The 19,446-nt window shown below is 44.6% G+C and carries 17 protein-coding genes; 9 read left to right on the top strand and 8 right to left on the bottom strand.

What is annotated here, in order from left to right; genetic code table 11:
• Positions 1–40 precede the first annotated feature (40 nt).
• From V7R42_RS02995 to V7R42_RS02985, 3 genes are all read right to left on the bottom strand, one after another.
• The gene (locus V7R42_RS02995; protein ID WP_334018740.1) at positions 41–3,157 is read right to left on the bottom strand and encodes an efflux RND transporter permease subunit; all 3,117 of its coding nucleotides are present in this window, start codon (positions 3,155–3,157) and stop codon (positions 41–43) included.
• Entirely contained in the window at positions 3,150–4,208 is a 1,059-nt protein-coding gene (locus tag V7R42_RS02990) for an efflux RND transporter periplasmic adaptor subunit (protein WP_334018739.1), read from the bottom strand. The genes V7R42_RS02995 and V7R42_RS02990 overlap by 8 nt, the downstream gene beginning before the upstream one ends.
• Positions 4,209–4,338: 130 nt before the next feature.
• A complete protein-coding gene (locus tag V7R42_RS02985; protein ID WP_334018738.1) occupies positions 4,339–6,147 on the bottom strand; it encodes an ABC transporter transmembrane domain-containing protein in 1,809 nt (602 codons plus the stop codon).
• 428 nt (positions 6,148–6,575) lie between these two features.
• Here V7R42_RS02985 and rpsP point away from each other — a divergent pair, with 428 nt between their 5' ends.
• The 5 genes from rpsP to V7R42_RS02960 all read left to right on the top strand — a co-directional run bounded on the left by rpsP (position 6,576) and on the right by V7R42_RS02960 (position 9,277).
• Positions 6,576–6,827 (top strand): 30S ribosomal protein S16, encoded by a 252-nt coding sequence (gene rpsP, locus V7R42_RS02980; protein WP_105931878.1) that lies wholly within the window; start codon positions 6,576–6,578, stop codon positions 6,825–6,827.
• Between the two features lie 23 nt (positions 6,828–6,850).
• A complete protein-coding gene (gene rimM, locus V7R42_RS02975) occupies positions 6,851–7,372 on the top strand; it encodes a ribosome maturation factor RimM (protein WP_334018737.1) in 522 nt (173 codons plus the stop codon).
• Positions 7,373–8,134 carry a tRNA (guanosine(37)-N1)-methyltransferase TrmD gene (gene trmD / locus V7R42_RS02970; RefSeq protein ID WP_334018736.1) on the top strand — a complete coding sequence of 254 codons (762 nt, stop codon included), beginning with the start codon at positions 7,373–7,375 and terminating at the stop codon, positions 8,132–8,134.
• Between the two features lie 18 nt (positions 8,135–8,152).
• Positions 8,153–8,512, top strand: a complete 360-nt coding sequence (gene rplS / locus V7R42_RS02965) for a 50S ribosomal protein L19 (protein ID WP_024015986.1) — start codon at positions 8,153–8,155, stop codon at positions 8,510–8,512.
• A 129-nt stretch (positions 8,513–8,641) separates the two neighbouring features.
• Positions 8,642–9,277, top strand: a complete 636-nt coding sequence (locus V7R42_RS02960) for a trimeric intracellular cation channel family protein (protein WP_334018735.1) — start codon at positions 8,642–8,644, stop codon at positions 9,275–9,277.
• Between the two features lie 85 nt (positions 9,278–9,362).
• Here V7R42_RS02960 and V7R42_RS02955 read toward each other — a convergent pair whose 3' ends face one another.
• A complete protein-coding gene (locus V7R42_RS02955; protein ID WP_334018734.1) occupies positions 9,363–10,079 on the bottom strand; it encodes an enoyl-CoA hydratase/isomerase family protein in 717 nt (238 codons plus the stop codon).
• 431 nt (positions 10,080–10,510) lie between these two features.
• On the opposite strand from V7R42_RS02955, the gene V7R42_RS02950 reads away from it, so the two are divergent.
• Positions 10,511–11,599, top strand: a complete 1,089-nt coding sequence (locus V7R42_RS02950; RefSeq protein ID WP_334018733.1) for a 3-deoxy-7-phosphoheptulonate synthase — start codon at positions 10,511–10,513, stop codon at positions 11,597–11,599.
• Between the two features lie 76 nt (positions 11,600–11,675).
• Positions 11,676–12,830, top strand: coding sequence for a bifunctional chorismate mutase/prephenate dehydrogenase (gene tyrA / locus V7R42_RS02945; RefSeq protein ID WP_334018732.1), 1,155 nt, complete (start codon positions 11,676–11,678; stop codon positions 12,828–12,830).
• A gap of 123 nt (positions 12,831–12,953) precedes the next feature.
• On the opposite strand, the gene V7R42_RS02940 is transcribed toward tyrA, so the two are convergent.
• The 4 genes from V7R42_RS02940 to yciH form a co-directional block, all read right to left on the bottom strand.
• Positions 12,954–14,117, bottom strand: a complete 1,164-nt coding sequence (locus V7R42_RS02940; RefSeq protein WP_334018731.1) for a methyl-accepting chemotaxis protein — start codon at positions 14,115–14,117, stop codon at positions 12,954–12,956.
• 297 nt (positions 14,118–14,414) lie between these two features.
• Positions 14,415–15,611 carry a prephenate dehydratase gene (pheA, locus tag V7R42_RS02935; protein WP_334018730.1) on the bottom strand — a complete coding sequence of 399 codons (1,197 nt, stop codon included), beginning with the start codon at positions 15,609–15,611 and terminating at the stop codon, positions 14,415–14,417.
• A gap of 413 nt (positions 15,612–16,024) precedes the next feature.
• Complete coding sequence (locus V7R42_RS02930; RefSeq protein ID WP_334018729.1) at positions 16,025–16,825, bottom strand: response regulator; 801 nt, start codon at positions 16,823–16,825, stop codon at positions 16,025–16,027.
• Positions 16,826–16,889: 64 nt separating this feature from the next.
• On the bottom strand, positions 16,890–17,222 hold the full coding sequence (gene yciH, locus V7R42_RS02925) for a stress response translation initiation inhibitor YciH (RefSeq protein ID WP_334018728.1): 333 nt from the start codon (positions 17,220–17,222) through the stop codon (positions 16,890–16,892).
• Between the two features lie 171 nt (positions 17,223–17,393).
• On the opposite strand from yciH, the gene V7R42_RS02920 reads away from it, so the two are divergent.
• The gene (locus V7R42_RS02920; RefSeq protein WP_334018727.1) at positions 17,394–17,699 is read left to right on the top strand and encodes an STAS domain-containing protein; all 306 of its coding nucleotides are present in this window, start codon (positions 17,394–17,396) and stop codon (positions 17,697–17,699) included.
• A 38-nt stretch (positions 17,700–17,737) separates the two neighbouring features.
• Positions 17,738–19,414 (top strand): fused response regulator/phosphatase, encoded by a 1,677-nt coding sequence (locus V7R42_RS02915; RefSeq protein WP_334018726.1) that lies wholly within the window; start codon positions 17,738–17,740, stop codon positions 19,412–19,414.
• Positions 19,415–19,446 lie beyond the last annotated feature (32 nt).

Below are 19,446 nucleotides of genomic sequence, written 5' to 3'. Positions count from 1 at the left end.
TTGCCTGAATAGACATAGCGCCTACCTATACTGAGAACTCTCAAGAGTGCTGTGCGTCGGCTTCTTCCATTTCTCTTTCAAGCTTGGCGCTTTCATCCGCACGAGGTTTGGTAAAGCGAGCAAGCGCAAGATAAAGCACAGGCGTAAGGTAAAGGGTAAACACCACGGCAATGCCAAGTCCGCCAAATACAACCCAGCCAATAGCGTTGCGCGCTTCAGCACCTGCTCCCGTTGAAAGTATTAGCGGCAGTCCACCTAGAATTGTAGATACCAACGTCATCATAATAGGGCGTAAACGCACTTTCCCTGCCTCAACAATGGCGTCATAAATATCATAACCTTTATCGCGAAGCTGGTCGGCAAACTCAATCAGGAGAATGGCATTTTTGGCGAGTAAACCAATTAACATTACCAACCCAATTTGCGAGTAAATATTAATACTAGTACCGGTTAAAAACAGCGCGTAGACCGCGGCAGCAATACCAAAGGGCACAGTTAGCATAACCACCACCGCACTATTCACACTTTCAAATTGGGCAGCTAGTACAAGCAGAACGATGACAAACGCTAAAATATAGGTGAGCGCAACCTGCTTAGTCGTTTCTTCAAAGGTTTGTGCTTCACCTAAAAAGACCAATCCAATGCCATCGGGCAGGGTATCTAGTGCTAGCGTGCGAATTTTGTCTACTACCTCGCTAAGTGCCACATCTTCCGGTAGCTCCATTTCCACTTTTATTGCGCGTCGCTGCGCTTGACGTTCTAATTCAGCAGCAACGCCCTCTTCGCTAATAAAAGCAACGCTAGAAAGCGGGACTAAGTTGCCTTCAGTACTTTTTACATAAAGGCTGGTAAGTTCAGAGGGGTCAAGTGTGCTGCGGTTATTGGTTTGCAGCATAATAGGAATAGCCTGGTCGCCCACGTTTAAATCGGCAATATCATCGCCGTTAACCGCAGCACGTAATGTGCTTGCAATATCGGTAAGTGGAACGCCCAGCTCCTCAGCACGACGGCGGTCTATATTTACGCGCATCTGTGGCTGCGTTGGGTCGTAGCTTATACGCGGCCTGCCAAGTTCAGGCAAATTCTCTTCAAGCAAGCGCGAAAAGTTCTGCGCAGCTAGGAAGATGTTTTCATAAGTATCACCGGTGAGTGCTATTTCTAACCCGCCACCTTGACCGCGCAAGTTTAAACTGTTGCCACCAAAGGCATTACCAGGAGCACCAGGTATTTGCTGTAATTTAGGGCGTATTTCATTTACCACATCTTGCAGTGATTTATCTCTGTCGTCCCAGTGCTTTAAGGGGGCTGTAATAAATACAATGTTAGGGTCCCAAGAGCCGACCACGGTGTAAATAGAATCTATAGTGCCGTTTTCCACATAGGGCATTAGCAACTCTTCCATTTTTTCAGCTTGTCTGTCCATAAAGTTAAGGCCTGCGCCGTCGGGTCCTCGGGCGAAAATTCTGATGGTGCCTCTATCTTCGCTTGGCAAAAGCTCATTATCGATATTTTGTGACAGAATATATGCACCACCACCTGCGGCTAGGCTAAGTATGCCTACCACCCAGCCGTATTTAAGGGCTTTTAGCAGTGAAGCTTGATACATGCCAAGGCATGCATTTCCAAAGCGTCCGAAGGTTTTGCTAAACAAGCCGTTGCTTTTTGATTCTTTCACCTTAAGGCGTGCGGTAAGCGCTGGCACCAAAGAAAGTGCAACAAAAGAAGAGATAACGACAGCGCCAGCTAATACACCGCCGAACTCTCTAAACAAACGGCCTGCGGTTGAAGGAAGAAACGCAATAGGAATAAATACTGAAGCGAGCACCGCTGTTGTGGCGACTACCGCAAAAAACACCTCACGTGTGCCAATTACGGCAGCTGCACGCGCACCTAACCCCATACTTCTGCGGCGCTGTATATTTTCAGATACCACAATAGCGTCGTCTACTATCATACCCGTGGCTAGAACGAGAGCGAGTAGGGTTAGGATGTTGATCGAAAAGCCCATGCCCCAAATAATTGCCAGTGCACCCGCCAGCGATACAGGTATAGAGAGCGCCGGAACAATCGTCGCGCGCCAAGAACCTATGAATACCAGTAGTGTAACTACCACTAAGGCCACAGTAAGGCTAAGCGATATTACAACTTCTTTGACAGAATCCCTTATAAATTCCGCATCGTCTGAGGTTACCGTAATATGCATATCACTGAAGCGCTTGTCTAGGTCTTCGACCATTGCTAACACTTCATCAGAAATTTCTATGGTATTAGAGCTAGCTTGGCGAATCACACCCACTCCGATGACTGGCGTGCCGTCCAAGCGAACCACGCTGGTGGTATCGGCTGGACCAAAATAAACACTTGCGACATCATTAATGCGAATATCGCCGCTTACAACGATGTTGCCAACATCTTCTGCTGAGACTGACGTTGCATCAGCGCGCACAATAAGCGCCTGATCGGCCGACTGCATGCTGCCTGCGGGAACATCAAAAGGGGCGAGTGATAATGCGTCGGCTATATCACTCATTGAAAGGCTAAAGCTGGTGAGGCGAAGAGGATCTACTGATACACGTAATACTCGTTCTCTATCGCCGTTTAGCGTAACGTCAGCTACACCTGGGATACTAAGAAACAAAGGCGCGACATCTGTATCGACGCGTTCGGTAAGGGTTTCCATGTCCAGCGTGTCGCTGGAGATAGCAAGGCTCACTACTGCTTGAGCGTCACTGTCTGCGCGAATGATTGCTACTTGCTCCACGTCCTCAGGAAGTTGACGCTGTACGCGACTTACCGATTCGCGCACTTCATTGGCCGCGTCTTCGAGATTAACGCCAGGGCGAAACTCGACACGAACGCGGGCAGAATTTTCTTCGCTTTGCGCATATATATTTTTCACACCGCTAACGCGGGCAACTGCACCCTCCAAGCGCCCCGTAACTTCTGCATCAACGGTTTCTGGTGATGCGCCCGGAAATTGCGCTGTAACTGTAACGCGGGGAGTGTCTACATCGGGTAGTTCACGCACTTCAAGCCCGCTTAGCGCGGCAAGGCCTGCGATAGCGATGAGTAAATTTAAAACGATGATTAAAACAGGGCGTCGTATCGAAAGTGAAGGGAGATCACTCACTGAAGAAGATAAATTAGGATCACTCACCTTGAGGCCCTCCGGCCAGCTCGGTGGTAATTTCTTGACCGTTGCGTAAACGTTGTACGCCTTCAGATATCAGTATATTACCTTCTTCAATATTGCCTGAAACAAGGATGGTTCCTCTAAGACGTTGATGAACATTTACGTCTACGCGTTTAGCCTTTCCGTCTTCGGCAAGCCAAATATAAGCGCCAGTGGCTCCCCACAACAGTGCGGCTTCGGGGATCGCAGCAAAGCGGTCGCCGTCGATACTTAAGTTAACTCGAAAGCTCATACCCGGGCGAAATTGGTCTGAGGAGTTGTCGAGTAAGGCTCTGGCACGAAGGGTTCTATCTGCTTCATTAATGCGGGAATCAACTTGGGCTATTTCGGCTTTTACTCGTTTATCTCTGTCGCTCCAGGGTTCAAGCGTGACGTTCGGCGTATTAAGTAACACTGGCAGTGCTGCTTCAGGCGCTTTAAAATTGATAAAGAGCTTGCTTCTATTGTCTAAGGTGGTGATGATGGTTTGTTCGTTTATTCGGTCACCTACTTCAACGTCGGTTATACCTACCACTCCGTCAAACGGTGCAACGATGTGTCTGTCTTCAAGGTCTACTTGCGCTTCTTCTAAGGCAACCTCTGCAAGGTCGCGCTGAGTGCGAGCTAAATCTAATTCGCTAACCGGAACTGCACCTTGCTTATAGCTTGATGTTAATCGCTCCACGGTACGCTGTGCATCTTCTAAAGTAAGCTTGGCGCGTTTCAGCGCAGTTTGTTGGCGTCTGTCATCAAGACGAACCAACACTTTTCCTTTTTCTACCGATTGACCCGGCACAAAGTTGATTTCTGTGACTTCGTCAGAAACGGCAGGGTATAAGACAATTGAACGAACCGCTTCAGCACTGCCTACCGCCTCTACGTTTCGCGTTTCGTTCATGAATTCGATAGGTTTAGTTACGACAAGCTTAGCTTGCCTGTCACCCATAAACTGTGCATTTACAGTTGGCGCCGTTATTAGTAAAAGAGCACAGAGACCTGTCCATGTCTTCATTGCACCATAGAATGAATTTTTCATTTTGAACCCGTAGCGTTATTGGAACCTGTGCAGAAAAGCTGCTGGTTCTTTATTTTTGTATTACCAAAACGGATGATTTATAGCCGATTGGTTAACCTTACTATTTTTACCGTATAGCACCACAGGCGGTTCAGCTAAGCAATTGCAGTTCGGCGTATTCCCTGTACAGGGTATCGCTTTTCAGTAAAGAAGCATGATTTCCGCTTCCAACCACCCGCCCTTTATCCATGACCAGGATTCGGTCGGCGTGCTGTACCGTTGAGAGTCGGTGAGCAATGACAATGCTGGTTTTGCCCACCATTAATCTGTCTATAGCTTGCTGAACCATCCGCTCACTCATTGCATCAAGCGCACTGGTTGCTTCATCTAAAAGTAAGATTGGACGGTCGGCCAAGATAGCGCGAGCAATGGCAATACGTTGTTTCTGGCCGCCAGATAGCTTTACGCCTCTTTCACCTAACTGCGTGTTGTAACGCTCATCAAGGTTATCAATAAACTCGTGTGCAAATGCTTGTTTCGCCGCATTTACCACGGCGTCATCACTTGCGTGTGGGCTGCCGTAGCGAATATTTTCTAGCACGGTATCAGCAAAAACCACGGGCTCTTGGGTTACGATGGCAATATGTTGGCGCAGAACATTTACAGGCATTTTGTTGATTGGCTCACCGTTAAACAGTATTTGTCCTGCACTTGGGTCGTAGAAGCGCATTAATAATTGAAACAGCGTTGTTTTTCCTGCGCCACTAGCACCTACTAAAGCTAGACGTTCTCCTGCTCGAATACTGATGTTCAAACTAGTGGACAAAGGCTTACTATTAGGGTAAGCAAAGCTGACATTCTCCAATTCTATTTGTGGAGCCGCTTTGGAAATTAATGGTTTGGCGCTTGCTCCTTCTAATACTGGATGTTTCAAAGAAGCAGAGCTCTCAGCAGCTTCTGCATTCATAGGTCGAATAGCAGGCTCAGTGGTAAATAGTTCATATAAACGCTCACTTGCACCAACACCTCGCTGCACCTCACCTATGACTTCGCTAATAGTGGCCACACTGCCGCCTGCCATTACGGCATAAAATAGAAAAGCGGAAAGTTCACCCACTGTCATCGCGCCGTCTAATACCTGTCTTGCACCTACCCAAGCGATAAAAATGATGGCTGTCATACTAATGCACATGATGCAGCCAATAAGTAATGACCGATAGTGAATACGCTTTTTGGCTATGTCCATGGCAAGCTCTACCTTTTTAGAGAAATGCAGTCGTTCGGCATTTTCAGCCGTGTAGGCTTGTACTGTCATAATTTCGTGAAGGCTTTCATCAATTCGTGCCCCCAGGTCTGCTACTTTGTCTTGGCTTTCTTTAGCGTAACGGCGCACTTGAGGCGCAAGTACCTTGATAGGAACCAGTACCGCGGGCACGGCAACAATCACGCAAAATGTAAGAAGGGGACTTGAAAAGGTCATAAGTGCCAATGCACCGACAAAAGTCACCACCGAGCGGAGAGTCATCGATAAACTCATTCCCACCACAGTCTGGATAATTGTAGTGTCGCTGGTAAATCGAGAAATGACTTCGCCAGTTCTAAGTTCCGCAAAAAATGAAGGCGGAAGTGAAAGCAGGTGTGCATATACTTGGTTTCGAATATCGGCACTAACGCGCTCACCAAGCCAGGTCATCAAGTAAAAACGCGCGTAAGTCGCCAAACAGGCCAAGATAGTAATAGCTAACACCATTACAGTCGCTTTGTTTAAGGTGTCTGCAGCATTTTCGATAAAACCGCTGTCAATCGCGTACTTAATGCCTTGCCCAAGTAAAAGCCACGCAATCGCAGCAGTAAGAAGTGCTGTAACCGCACCTACAACGCGCATTTTATAGCGAAGCAAATGTGAGCCAATCCACTGTAAGACTTGTTTGGTTGATACACTGGCGAGTGGTGTTGTCAAAATGACCTCTTCGTACGCATAACTTATTCATAGCGTTGATTTCGCTACGCTTATTAAAACTCAATGTTTAGATTATACGGTAAAATAGGTACATTAGACGCAAGCAATGCGATTACAGCGGCAGTATTTACGCTGGGATGAAGGTTCTAGTCGCTGAAGCAAAGCAAAATAGTTAATACAGGAAAATAACGATGGGTGAAACACGTACTTTGTACTATGTTCACAACCCCATGTGCAGCTAGTGCTGCTGTCGACAATGATTAAAGCAATGCCACCGAGCACGCGCTAATCATAAGTTAAGCAAGACTTTTACTTGCATTGAGTGGCGATATCCGTATAATTCGGCGGCCTTCTAACTGGTGTCTAATTTTTAGGCGTAGTTTGAAGGCTTAAGTTAACGGTAACGCTACAACGAGTTTGAGGCATTTATGGTTACTATTCGTTTACAGCGTGGTGGCGCGAAAAAGCGTCCATTTTATCAACTAGTGGTGGCTGATAGCCGTCGTGCAAGAAACGGTCGTTTCATTGAAAACATCGGTTTCTTCAACCCAACTGCACAAGGTCAAGCGGAACGTCTTCGCGTAGATCTAGAACGTGTAGATTACTGGGTTGGTGTAGGCGCGAGCTTATCAGATCGCGTTTCTAGCTTGGTAAAAGAAGCGAAAAAATCTGCAGCGTAAGCTGTTATTAACTGGTGGTATAGATGAGTCTAGCGTCTGACAAAGTGATTGTTGGCAAAATTGGCGCACCGTACGGTGTTAAAGGTTGGGTCAAAATCAACAGCTATACAGAAACGCCAGAAGGTATTTTTGAGTATGCGCCATGGTTTATTGGCGATGAAAAAGAATACCAAATTGACCAGTGGCGACCGCACGGTAAAAGCCTCGTTGCAAAAATTGTGGGCGTTGATAGTCGAGATGATGCCGAGCGCATCAAAAACTTGGATATCAACATAAATGCTTCACAGCTGCCTGATTTAGGTGACGAAGGGGTATATTGGCGTGAGCTCACCGGCATGAAAGTAGTAACAACGCAAGGTTACGACTTGGGTGTGGTGAAAGAAGTGTTTAATACAGGGGCTAACGACGTGATTCACGTTAAAGCAAATGTAGGCGACGCTTTTGGTCAGAAAGAAAGACTATTGCCTTTTGTGTTCGACGACGTCGTACAAGAGGTGGATAAGGAAGCGAAGGTCATTAAAGTTGACTGGGACCCGGGGTTTTAAGTGACACCGGAAAAGTGGTTCGGCGTTGTTAGCCTGTTTCCAGATATGTTTGCGCCTTTTACCCAACAGGGTGTTATAGGTCGAGCTGTTAAGTCTGGAACGTTATCGGTTGACACCTTCAACCCCCGTGACTTTACACATGATCGCCATCGTACAGTAGACGATCGCCCCTACGGAGGCGGACCCGGTATGCTGATGATGGTAAAACCGCTAACCGACGCAATACAAGCCGCCAAGCAATTGGGTGGCGAAAAAAGTAAGGTGATCTACTTATCACCACAAGGGAAACCCCTTGACCAAGCAGGCGTACAGCGCCTTGCTAACATTGACCGCACAATTTTAATTTGCGGCCGATATGAAGGCATCGACGAGCGAGTAATCGAAAGCCATGTAGATGAAGAAGTTTCTATTGGTGATTACGTGCTAAGCGGCGGTGAACTACCAGCAATGGTCCTTATGGATGCGGTTGCCCGATTAGTTCCTGGCGTGTTGGGGCATAAAGCTTCAGCAGTTGAAGATTCTTTCACTGACGGTCTTTTGGATTGTCCGCACTATACGCGGCCCGAAATACTTGATGGTCAAAAGGTACCTGATGTGTTGTTAAGTGGGGACCATGAAAAAATTAGGCAGTGGCGATTGATGCAATCATTAGGTAGAACCTGGCAGCGTCGCCCTGAATTGTTAAATCACCTAGCTCTGACTGAGGAGCAGCAGCGTTTGCTTGAATTATTCCAAGCGCAACTGCAGCAAGATGACAGTTAACTAGGACGAGAGGATATGATGAGCAAAGTCAGTCAAGATATCATCAAAAAAATCGAAGAAGCACAGCTAAAGACTGATGTTCCTGCGTTTGGTCCAGGTGACACAGTAGTTGTTAAAGTTCGCGTTACCGAAGGTGACAAAGAGCGTCTTCAGGCTTATGAAGGTGTTGTTATCGCTAAACGTAACCGTGGTCTGCACTCGTCTTTTACCGTGCGTAAAATTTCTAGCGGCGAAGGCGTTGAGCGTGTGTTCCAAACACACAGCCCGGCAGTTTCTTCAATTGAAGTGAAACGTCGCGGTGCGGTTCGTCGTGCTAAGCTTTACTATCTACGTGAGCGTTCAGGTAAATCTGCACGTATCAAAGAGAAGCTTAACTAAGATTACTAATCCTTGCGTTATTGTTAACTTCGAAAAAGCCCGCTTAAAGCGGGCTTTTTTGTGCCTGAAATTCGATCTTTTTTCTGCTTCATTCAATACAAACATTAACGTTTCTTAATAGAGTAAAGAATGAGCTCAGATTATTTTATTGTGCTAGGTATCGTAGGTGTTGCCTTTTTCGCTGTATCTGGCGCGCTGCTGGGGCATGATAAAAACATCAATGGTTTCGGCATCGTCGTTGTAGGCGTAATGACGGCGCTCGGAGGTGGCACGTTACGAGATCTACTATTAGGAAAACCTATTTTTTGGGTGGCAACATCAGAGTATTTACTTGCTACTTATTCGGCCATTTTTGCAACTGTGTTATTTGTTCGCTATATGCCGTCGCCTTCCAATTTTTACTTTATCCTTATTGATACGATAGGACTAGCTATTTTTAATGTAATGGGGATTGAAAAGGCCCTGATTAGCGGTACTGGAATGATAGTGGCCTTGACTATGGGCATGACAACGGGGATTTTTGGCGGCTTAATGCGGGATGTGGTGTGCAGAGAAGTGCCTTACGTCATGCGGGGTGATGTTTATGCCAGTGCATGCTTTGCAGGAGGGCTTACCTACGCCGCTTTGTTTGCTTTAGATGTTTCATATCTTTGGTGCATATTAGGGTCTATTTTCATCACGGTTTTACTCAGGATGGCATCACTTCATTGGGGCGTGAAAATAGACCTGTTCAGGAAAAGGACGCCTAGGACAAGTAGTAATTAAAGAAAAAGCACTAAGAAGAGGCATGCTCTGTTTATAAAGTGCAGAGAAGCACCGAACAGGTGCTTCAACCAATTAAGTTAAACAGCTATGCCATAAGTGAAAGTGCTTCTATTAAAGGCTTATTTTCTTTATCGATAGTGTCGATAATATGTTTGTGTAAACGTTTTTTGTGCTCGCCAAAAATGCCTCGCTTCTTATCAAAGGTTTTCGCGTAATTCAGCGAACCTTCTAGCAATGTCTCTAGTGTGTCGTACGCCTTTTCCACGACATGATCTTGCTCTAGCTCTTTACCAGACACTCGCCTTCCCGAGAGCTTCATTTCATTAAATCTATAATACGGTATCGCTTTTTTAACAAATTCAATCATGCCTGGTAGAAAGGGGATTGAAAGGTCGACTTCAGGAAAACAGAAGAAACCTTTGTCTGCGCGCATAAATCTGAAGTCACAAGCACATGCCAAAATTGCGCCGTTGCCAAACGCGTGACCATTAATAGCAGCAATTACTGGAAGAGGGTAAAGAAGCAGTGTTTTAAACACCTCATCCATGTCATGCATGAACTGCTTTATTTCTTCAGTACGGCCCGTTTTCATTGCCGGCATAAGCCAGTCTGTATCTATGCCTAAACTAAAGCACTTCTCATCGTTCGATGTGATAACCAGCGCTTTGCAGTTTTCATCACTTTTGATGGTATTCAAGGCCAATAGCATCTCGGTAGCGAAAAGAGGGTTGTGGCGGTTTTCACCATTTTGCATGGTTAAAACGGCAACATCGCCAGTGTAGGTGACGGATAGATATTGCATTGTTTTCTCGTTTTTTTGTTTGGTTGCTACAATGATACAAAACCCTGATACCGAGAGAGAAATTTAGCTTATTTATGTTGATTAATTATCTTTCTTTTTTAGCTGACCTAGGAAATTCATACGAGCGAATATTATATACGAGAGCGTGTGCGCTATAGGCTTTGACGTATAAGCATCACAGCTGGTTAAAAATTGTTCTTTTGCTGCGAGCTGTTGCCATTCAGTCATGCTCATTCGCTTCGAATCTACCCTAGATTAAAGTATTATGCGTTATTACTTGCGCGTTTATGCGGGAGTTGTTAAAAAGTCAATGACGTTAAAGAAATATAGATAAAGCTGGTTGTACAATAAAGTTTACATGCAGATTGCACACTCTTTTGGCGTTTAATTTTCCGTTTTTTATTTGTAGTTAAGAGAGTAAGAGAGCTCCCATGATCAAGGACACCGTAAATAATATTCACGTAAGTACCGAAGATGTACTTATCACCCCAGAAGCGCTTAGTGCTGAATTGCCTGTGTCAGATAAAGCGCTAGCGGCTATCTCTGAGTCTAGAAAGATTGTTTCAGATATCATTCATCGCCGAGACCACAGATTACTTGTAGTGTGTGGACCTTGCTCTATACACGATGTTGAAGCTGCGAAAGAGTACGCACTTAAGCTTAAAGAGCTTCACGAGTCATGCAAAGACACGCTATTTATCGTCATGCGTGTGTACTTCGAAAAGCCGCGTACTACGACAGGTTGGAAAGGTTTAATTAACGACCCGCATATCGACGGAACGTTTGACATTGAAACAGGCCTTCGTAAAGCAAGAGAGCTGTTAATTTGGCTTGCTGAACTGGAGCTGCCTGTCGCTACAGAAGCGCTGGACCCAATTAGCCCGCAATACCTTGCTGAGCTATTCAGCTGGGCGGCTATCGGTGCACGTACCTCTGAATCGCAAACTCACCGTGAAATGGCCAGTGGTCTGTCTATGCCTGTAGGTTTTAAAAATGGTACCGATGGAAGCTTGGATATTGCCATTAATGCGCTTAAATCTGCCGCATCGGGCCACCGTTTTATGGGCATTAACAAGCAAGGTCAGGTAAGTATCATCGGCACCAGCGGTAACCCTGACGGCCACATTATTCTGCGCGGCGGAAAGCAGCCGAACTACGACTCAGTATGCGTGTCAGAATGTGAGGTTGAATTGCAAGGTGCGGGATTGACAGCCGGCTTAGTGGTTGATTGCAGCCATGCAAATTCTTCAAAAGATTATCGTCGTCAACCACTAGTTGCACAAAACGTGGTAAATCAGATTCTAGAGGGCAATCAGTCTATCATCGGTGTTATGCTGGAGAGCCACTTAAAACCCGGTAATCAAAAGGCTGAAGGTAAGAAGCCTGAAGAGCTTGAGTACGGTGTCTCAATTACAGATGGATGTATCGATTGGGAAACAACAGAAAACTTAATATCTCAGACCAGAGATAAGTTAATAACTGTGTTACCCTTACGCCAAAATAAGCGCACGGTGGCATAAATCCAAGTAAAGTCTAGTGTGGCCAAGTAAATGTTGGCCACATGCCCCGTGCCATTTGATTCAAGGACAAGACAGAATGGCCGATTTATCGCAGCACTTAAAAAAGTTAGAGAAGCTGCGTGAAGGTATCGACGAGCTGGATACTCAGCTTGTCGAATTACTCGCAAAACGCAATCAAATTACTACCCAAGTCGGGCAAATTAAGGCCGAAGCTGGCATGCCGGTTTACGTGCCCGAGCGTGAAAAGGCGTTGATCACCTCTCGCCGCGCTCAGGCCGAAGCGCTTGGGGTGTCTCCTGAACTTACTGAAGACTTATTACGCCGTGTAATGCGCGAGTCTTATCATACTCAAAATAACACATACCGCTGTGTGAAGCCTGATGTCGATAACATTGTTGTTATTGGTGGCGCTGGGGCTCTTGGCCGCGTGTTTGTCAGCTTGTTCGAACGAAGCAGTTATAACGTTTCAATTGTGGAAAAAGACGATTGGGAGAACGGTAGAGCAACGTCGTTATTAAGCTGTGCTTCGCTGGTTGTTGTTGCAGTGCCTATTAATCTAACCGAAGCCGTGATTAGCAAGCTTACTATGCTACCAGAGGATTGCGTGCTTGCAGATATAACTAGTATCAAAGCTAAGCCGCTTGAGGCAATGCTTGCTGTACACAGCGGCCCAGTTGTTGGATTGCACCCCATGTTTGGTCCTGATGCGCCAGGTATGATTAAGCAAGTTGTGGTGGTGTGCGATGGGCGTGATAGCGATAAGTACAGCTGGCTCATTGAACAAATGCGAATTTGGGGGGCCACCATTCACGACTCCAGCGCGCAAGAACACGATCAGGCCATGGCTTACATTCAGGTTATGCGCCACTTTAACACGTTTGTGTATGGGCAGCACTTAAAAGGAGAGGACCCAAACCTTGAATCACTCACCATGTTTAGCTCGCCTATTTACCGTTTAGAACTCGCAATGGTAGGAAGGCTGTTTGCTCAGTCACCACAGCTTTACGCCGACATTATCTTCAACAACCCCGATAACTTTGCGCTTCTGCGGCGCTTTTACGAACGGTTCGGCATTGCCTTGTCATTACTTGAACGTGGCGATAAACAAGGATTTGTAGAGCAGTTTATGAAGGTTGGTGCATGGTTTGGAGACTATGCGAAAAAGTGCCTAGTAGACAGTAAGCAGATGTTGTTAAAGGCTGATGACGGGCAACTTCTAAGAGACAAGTAGTTTTTCCCGACTATCTTAAGCGATAGCTATATTAAGGTAATCAACGTGACTCACTCTTTTCGTTTGCCAATTACTCATACCTTTTCTGATGGTGGCTATTGTGTGTGGCACTTTGTGCCACATTTAGTTAGTAAATTGCCTCAAGCCTTCTTGAGTTGCTAGCGCAAGCGACTGAGCTTGTTTAGCTTCTTTATTTGTTATGGCCATCTGAGATTGAATATCATCGCTTAGACACGTGATTTGTTCCACTTTATCTGTAGTTTGTTGGTGCTGTTCTTTCAATGCATTCACTGAAGATAAAATAACGGTGAACGCCTCAATATTATGTTGGAAGTCATTCATCATTTGCTTAAATAAGCTCGTTGTTGCATCTATATTTACTTTCATTGTGTCTGATGCGTTCATTAGCTTCGTTGATTCTTGCTGCGTTTCACCAACAAGCACTTCCATATCACTTAAAAAGTGGCTGATATTTTGCGTAGCATCTGCGACTTTTGCCGATAGTGTTCTTACTTCGTCTGCAACAACAGCAAAGCCTCTTCCTGCGTCACCTGCGCGTGCAGCTTCAATCGCAGCATTGAGTGCCAATAAATTCGTTTGGTCTGCAAACTCTTCCACCATCTTTAGAATATTGCGCACGTTATCTGCGTTGTCTTGAAGCCCGGTTACAGTTGCTGAGAACTGTTGCAACAACGCAGTGATTTTTTCAATTTGTTGATGAGACAGCAGTAGATTGTCATTAGCCTCTTTTGCACTCGATAAATTTTGCTGGTTTGTCGTGCTGACGCTATGGGCTGCGTCAACAATATCCTCAATGCGGTGACTCACGGAGTGTGTAGATGTATTGATGTTATGAGTGAGCGTTTTTTGTTCATCAACTTTTTGATTGACGTCTACAATAACGGAGGCCATTACATCGTTAGCCGTTGAAGCTCGCTCTGCATCTTTATTTATAGTGTGGATGAGTTGCCCCAAGTTCTCAGCAAACAAGTTATAAGCGTTAGAAACGTCTCGAAATTCATCTTGAGTGAAAGCGGGTAGACGGGTGGCTAAGTTTCCCTGCGTATGGTTGATATCGTTCAGTGTGTTAAGGAGTGCATGCACTGGTCTTACAATGAGGTAGTGAAGGTAAAAAATGGTAAAAGCAAAGCTGAACGCCCCAAGAATTGATAGGGTTATCATGGCTGAAAAAAGTGAAGAGCGCTCATCGGTTGGCGCTGACGCAACCTGATAAAATAGATAAAAGTTGGCGACTTGAAACAGAAATAAGAAAGTGATGTTTCCCACGATCTTTCGTGTGAGAGTATAAAAAAACGTTCGTTCAACGACATCATACATTTGCCAAAATGCTCGCATAACACTCTTAACCTACTGCTTAGTAAACTATTTTAGAATGTAATGTAATACAAACTTAAATGCTATGGCTTTGTGCTAAATCATAAAACAGAAGGTTAATAACTCAATTGCTTGATTTTTTTATGGGGGTATGAAGTCGTAAATCAGACAGGGAGCGAGCAAAGATAGACTGTCTCATGGTAAAAAGAGACAGCCTGTTGTAATAATCAGCGCGGGGATGTAGCTGTTTTAATTTGCCAACGCGCTTGCAGCTGCCACTTTGGTCGGGCTAATTTCTTCACTCGGATAGCACCCCAGCACTTTTATATAGCGCGTGATGCTACGTAAAGCATCAAGGGCATTTTGCACTGGGCCGTCTTCCACATTTCCTTCTACATCAATGTAAAACATCTCTTCCCATGGATTACCTGGAATAGGGCGCGATTCAAGTTTTGTCATATTGATGCTGTTTTCTCGAAGCACTAGTAAGGCTTCTACAAGTGCACCTGGCTTTTGAATAGTTGACATGACAAGGGTTGTTTTAGCTGGTACTTGAAGAGGAACGACTACGGGGTTACGCGCAACGACGATAAAGCGGCTATGGTTTTCTTTTTGGTTTGCCAAGTTACTTTTTATTGCCATAAGGCCGTATAAGTTGCCACCCGCTTCGCTTCCTATCGCTGCTACGTCATCGCGTTTTAGTTCACTAACCGTCAACATGGCAGACGAGGTACTATCCATGGTTTTAACTTCTACATTACCTAGTTCTGCTAAGAAATGGCTGCATTGAGTAAACACTTGAGGATGTGCGTAAAGGGTTTTGATTTTATCTATACTGGTATTGGTGCCCACTAACAGAGTGTGACGGATAGGGTGGGTGAGTTCGCCGATAATGCTTAGCTGGGTGTGTTGAAGCTGGTCATACACTTCATTGATACTTCCAGACGTCGTATTCTCAATTGGCAACACCGCGTAATCGGCTTCGGTATTTTCAACCTTGTGTATAATTTCAGCAAAGCTCTGACAGCCAATCTCTAGCAACTCTCCTGGGCGGCGAGAGAAGTACTTTTGGGTTGCAAGATAAGAATAAGAGCCTTTGTCGCCTAAGAATGCCACTCGGTTTAATGGCAACGTACTACCAGGATTCGCGCGTTCTGCAAGCATAGCTTGCTGGTTTAGAACTGAGTCTTCAATAATGACGTGGAAAATTTGTGTTACGTAATGAGGATCTAAGCCAATATTTTGGCCTTCTTTTATCAGGCGCACTAAAAGCTGCTCTTCACGTTTTTGATCTCTCACAGGAATGTGATGCTTTATTTTAGTTTCCGCGACTTCATTGGTTAACTTTCTGCGTTCAGAAAGTAGAGTGAGTAATTCACTGTCCAAAGCGGTAATGCGCTCTCTAACAGTATCTAGTGCGTTGTTTGACATATCATTCCCGTGCATATTGTATAGAAAAATTCTGCTAAAAAAAAACCTCCCAGTTGGGAGGTTTTCATGCATGTAGCCGCGCCTCCCTAGTTAAAGGATATAAACGCAAAAAAGAAAAGTGCTACGTGCTTTGTATTCTGTTTCATAAAATTGAATGTAAGTTGAACGCCTATGTGTGTCAATCAATTTTTACGAATTGGATAGTCGTTTTTATTATTATGGACTTGAAAAAGTGATTGAAATGCGCATGTTCGAAGTGGTGAAAGACAAATTATCAACAAAAGCACATTGGTAGGCGTAGAAAGAAAAAACGGCAAGTATGGTATGGGAAACAGTTCTTAATTACTTAACACAAGAACCGTCTAGCATTACTTATTTTGTCGCGGGAAGAGCACTATTCACAGGTAAATAGTGCTCGTTATTACCGCTTAGTTGCCTAGTAATGCTGAAAGCATTTGTCTTACTTCATTGGGCTCAAAAGGCTTATCGCACAGCGCGTTCACGCCTGTTTGCTGAATGTTAGCCATGTGTGCACTATCTGCAGACTCTGACGTCACCATGATAATGGGTATGTGTGTTGTTTCCGGGTTGAAACGGATAAATTCCGATAGTTCCCGTCCGTCCATCTCAGGCATGTTGTAATCGGTAACCACCAAGTCAAAAGGTTCGTCTTTTATAAAGGTCAGCGCCATTGCACCGTTTTCAGCTTCTTTTATGCGCTGGAGACCCATGCCTTCCAAAACGCGTCGAATATGATTGCGTGCTAACTTACTGTCGTCTACGAGCAGCACGCGAACGTCGTGTACGTCAAAGAGCTCTAATTCCAGCTCATCGTGATTGATTAAATCTAAGCTTGCATTTAGCGCACGAGACAAATGAAGGGGCTCAAATGGTTTGGGAAGAATTGCCGCTACACCCGCTTGTTTAAACTCTTCTAATTTGCTCAAACGATTTTCACTTGAAACCAACATGAAAGGGATGGTTTTATATGCATCGTCTTCTTTAATGAATTTAAGCAGCTCTAATGCGGTCCCATCTTCGTAATACATTGCGCTTACAATAAGGTCAGCACCGTGCGCTTTTACCGCTGAACGAGCTTCAGAAAGGGTACTGACAGCGTCAATTTCCTTTACGCTTTCTTTTAACAGCAACGTGGTGATGATCTTCCTTTGCGTGTCGGAAGGCTCAACTAAAATAATGTGTAGATCAGAAATTGACAGCTTTTCCATTTCAGACTCTTTTTTGTTATATGTTTATGAAAAAGTGAGAGCGTGCTAGTCGACTAGCGTAAAATTAGCCCCCAGCAAGTTTTACTTTGTATCCTTTATCGGTAAGTAGTGCGCAGAGCTTTTCTCTGTCATCAGTTTGTACCTCAATAACCCCTTCTTTCACTGCGCCGCCGCAACCACATTTTTTCTTTAACTCAGAGCCTAGTTTTTTCAGCTCATCAGAGGCAAGGTCTAACCCTTTTATTAGCGATACCCCTTTTCCTTTGCGACCTTTGGTTTCTCTGTGAATACGAACAATGCCGTCAGTGGATACCGAGCGCGTTTGTTCTTTTGCTTCAGGCTTTATTTTACCGCTCTCGGTGCTATAGACCAAAAGAGCCTCTTGCCAGTCTTGCATACATACCTCAATAAGTTGCGTCTTTCCATCTAAATGTCGATAAAGAAAGCATAACCATACGAAAGTTTAAGATGACTTCCATGGCGATGTGTAAAAGTTCAACTAGTATAAGAATAGCAAAGTTAAAAGCATGTGATGAAGCATTTATGCTTACATTTTTAAGGAACGAATATGGAAATAACGTCAAGCTATCAAAATCAAGGGAAAGTTTTAGTGGTAGATGTAGGGCCTAAATTTGACTTTAGTAAGGTAGAAGAGTTCAGAAGCGTTTACAGCGAGCTGGGTGCCGATGTCTCTCACATTACCGTAGATTTGTCGCGCACTGAGTACATGGATAGCTCTGCCTTGGGTATGTTGTTAAACATGCAAAAAACACTCGCCAAAAGGGAGTTAACTTACAGCATAGAAAATGCTCGTCCTCAGGTTGCTAAAATCTTAAAAATATCTCGATTCGATAAAAAGTTTGAAATTAAGTGAGTAAAATCTTTAATTAATAGTCTTTCGAAGATACATACGTGAAAATCCTCATTGTTGACGACGAGGCAATCAACCGTACATTGCTAGCTAACATGCTTTATAACGCCGGTTATGAACAGTGTGTTGAAGCGATGGATGGCGTTGAAGCTGTCAAAAAATTTAAAAATGAAAAGCCCGACTTAGTTTTATTGGATGTTGTTATGCCAGGGCTCAGTGGATTTGACGTTGCGCCTATAATACGAAAGCTAGCGAAGGGGTCTTATCTTCCTATTCTCTTTATTACCGCATTAGAAGACAAAGAAAGCTTAGTAAGGTGTCTCGAAGTTGGCGGTAATGATTTCGTCATTAAGCCCTTCGACCGCCACATCCTTATTGCCAAAATTCGGGCTCATTTAAAAATACGTGCCTTAAGTGAACGGATAGAACAGCAAAATAAAGCGCTTCGTTTGTTTAATCAACGAGTGGCGAGAGAGCACGCCATTGTAGAGCATATATTTAGTCATGCTATTGTGAATCGACCTGAGGTGGTGGCGCATTTCGACTGCTTTCTAAAGCCAGCTGAAACCTTCAACGGTGATCTTTTTCTGTGCGAATCGAGCCCCAGAGGAGGGATCTACTTCGTGGTGGGAGATTTTACCGGTCATGGTTTAGCGTCGGCAATTGGGGCCCTTCCTGTTACCCGTGCCTTTCAGGAATTAAGTCAGCAAGGGGTATCTATTTCTGAGATTATTACAGAACTAAATCGAGTTTTAATAAAATTCCTACCGAGCGATATGTTTATGGCCGCAGTGGTGGGTGAGATTAATGCGGGGGGCAGTAGAGTCAACTTGTGGCAAGGTGGAATGCCCGCTGTGATTGTTTCAGCAAAAACTGATTCAGGACTTCGCAGCATTCCCTCACGTCACATGGCATTAGGTATCCTTGATGAACACGAACTTAATACTGATTGCGATACTATTCAATTGGGATTTAATGAACAGCTAGTTATTTGCAGTGACGGGCTAATTGAGAGTACAAATCAAAAGGGAGAAATGCTGTTAGAGGAAGGTTTGGTAGATATTGTAAAAAAACAAATACGGACGCATGGAAAGATAGAATCAAACGCGCTGTTTCTGAGTGCGAAAAAGCACTGCGCCGCATCTTCATTTCACGACGATGTAACCTTAGTCGTTTTTACTTCTCAACCCATTAAAATTTCTATGTCTCAAACGCCGGATATTGGATTGCCGTCGGTGCACGAAATTGCTCTTGATGTTGAACATTTGAAACAGCCAGACATTCTGCAGCGCGTACTGCAATTAGCTGGGCAATGTGAAGGCATTCAAGCTGTGCGTTCGATAATCTATACCGTGTTGTCGGAACTGTTCAACAATGCCTTAGAGCATGGAGTTTTAAAACTCGATTCAAAAATCAAAGTGGATAGCTCTGGATTTCATCAATATTACGAAAGCCGAGAGGCTTCATTGAAGGCGCTGAGTTACGGTCAAATTAATATTCGGATAGAATCGTTACCCCTTAAAGCCAAGGTATTGATAACCGTTGAAGATAGTGGTGAAGGCTTTGAGTGGAGTAAAGCGAGTACGTTAGGCCGACATCATTCTATTCACGATGAAAACTTTGGACGTGGGCTTCCTCTGCTTCATGCCCTATGTGAACGTGTGTGGTTTGAAAATGGCGGGAGTAAAGTGGTTTGCTTGCTTGATACCAAAACTTAGATGCCGTTAAACAGTATTTCTATGAGTAGGAT

Source organism: Alteromonas sp. S015 (assembly GCF_036864485.1).
Taxonomy (GTDB): domain Bacteria; phylum Pseudomonadota; class Gammaproteobacteria; order Enterobacterales; family Alteromonadaceae; genus Alteromonas.
The sequence above is the reverse complement of the archived record's forward strand: the minus strand, read 5'-3'. Positions and strand labels throughout refer to the sequence as shown.

Coding starts and splice junctions, on each gene's coding strand:
- rpsP (WP_105931878.1), top strand. CDS start 6,576: ATGGTTACTATTCGTTTACAGCGTGGTGGCGCGAAAAAGCGTCCATTT.
- V7R42_RS02990 (WP_334018739.1), bottom strand. CDS start 4,208: ATGAAAAATTCATTCTATGGTGCAATGAAGACATGGACAGGTCTCTGT.
- V7R42_RS02955 (WP_334018734.1), bottom strand. CDS start 10,079: ATGCAATATCTATCCGTCACCTACACTGGCGATGTTGCCGTTTTAACC.
- V7R42_RS02920 (WP_334018727.1), top strand. CDS start 17,394: ATGGAAATAACGTCAAGCTATCAAAATCAAGGGAAAGTTTTAGTGGTA.
- tyrA (WP_334018732.1), top strand. CDS start 11,676: ATGGCCGATTTATCGCAGCACTTAAAAAAGTTAGAGAAGCTGCGTGAA.
- yciH (WP_334018728.1), bottom strand. CDS start 17,222: ATGCAAGACTGGCAAGAGGCTCTTTTGGTCTATAGCACCGAGAGCGGT.
- V7R42_RS02960 (WP_334018735.1), top strand. CDS start 8,642: ATGAGCTCAGATTATTTTATTGTGCTAGGTATCGTAGGTGTTGCCTTT.
- V7R42_RS02930 (WP_334018729.1), bottom strand. CDS start 16,825: ATGGAAAAGCTGTCAATTTCTGATCTACACATTATTTTAGTTGAGCCT.
- rimM (WP_334018737.1), top strand. CDS start 6,851: ATGAGTCTAGCGTCTGACAAAGTGATTGTTGGCAAAATTGGCGCACCG.
- pheA (WP_334018730.1), bottom strand. CDS start 15,611: ATGCACGGGAATGATATGTCAAACAACGCACTAGATACTGTTAGAGAG.
- rplS (WP_024015986.1), top strand. CDS start 8,153: ATGAGCAAAGTCAGTCAAGATATCATCAAAAAAATCGAAGAAGCACAG.
- V7R42_RS02950 (WP_334018733.1), top strand. CDS start 10,511: ATGATCAAGGACACCGTAAATAATATTCACGTAAGTACCGAAGATGTA.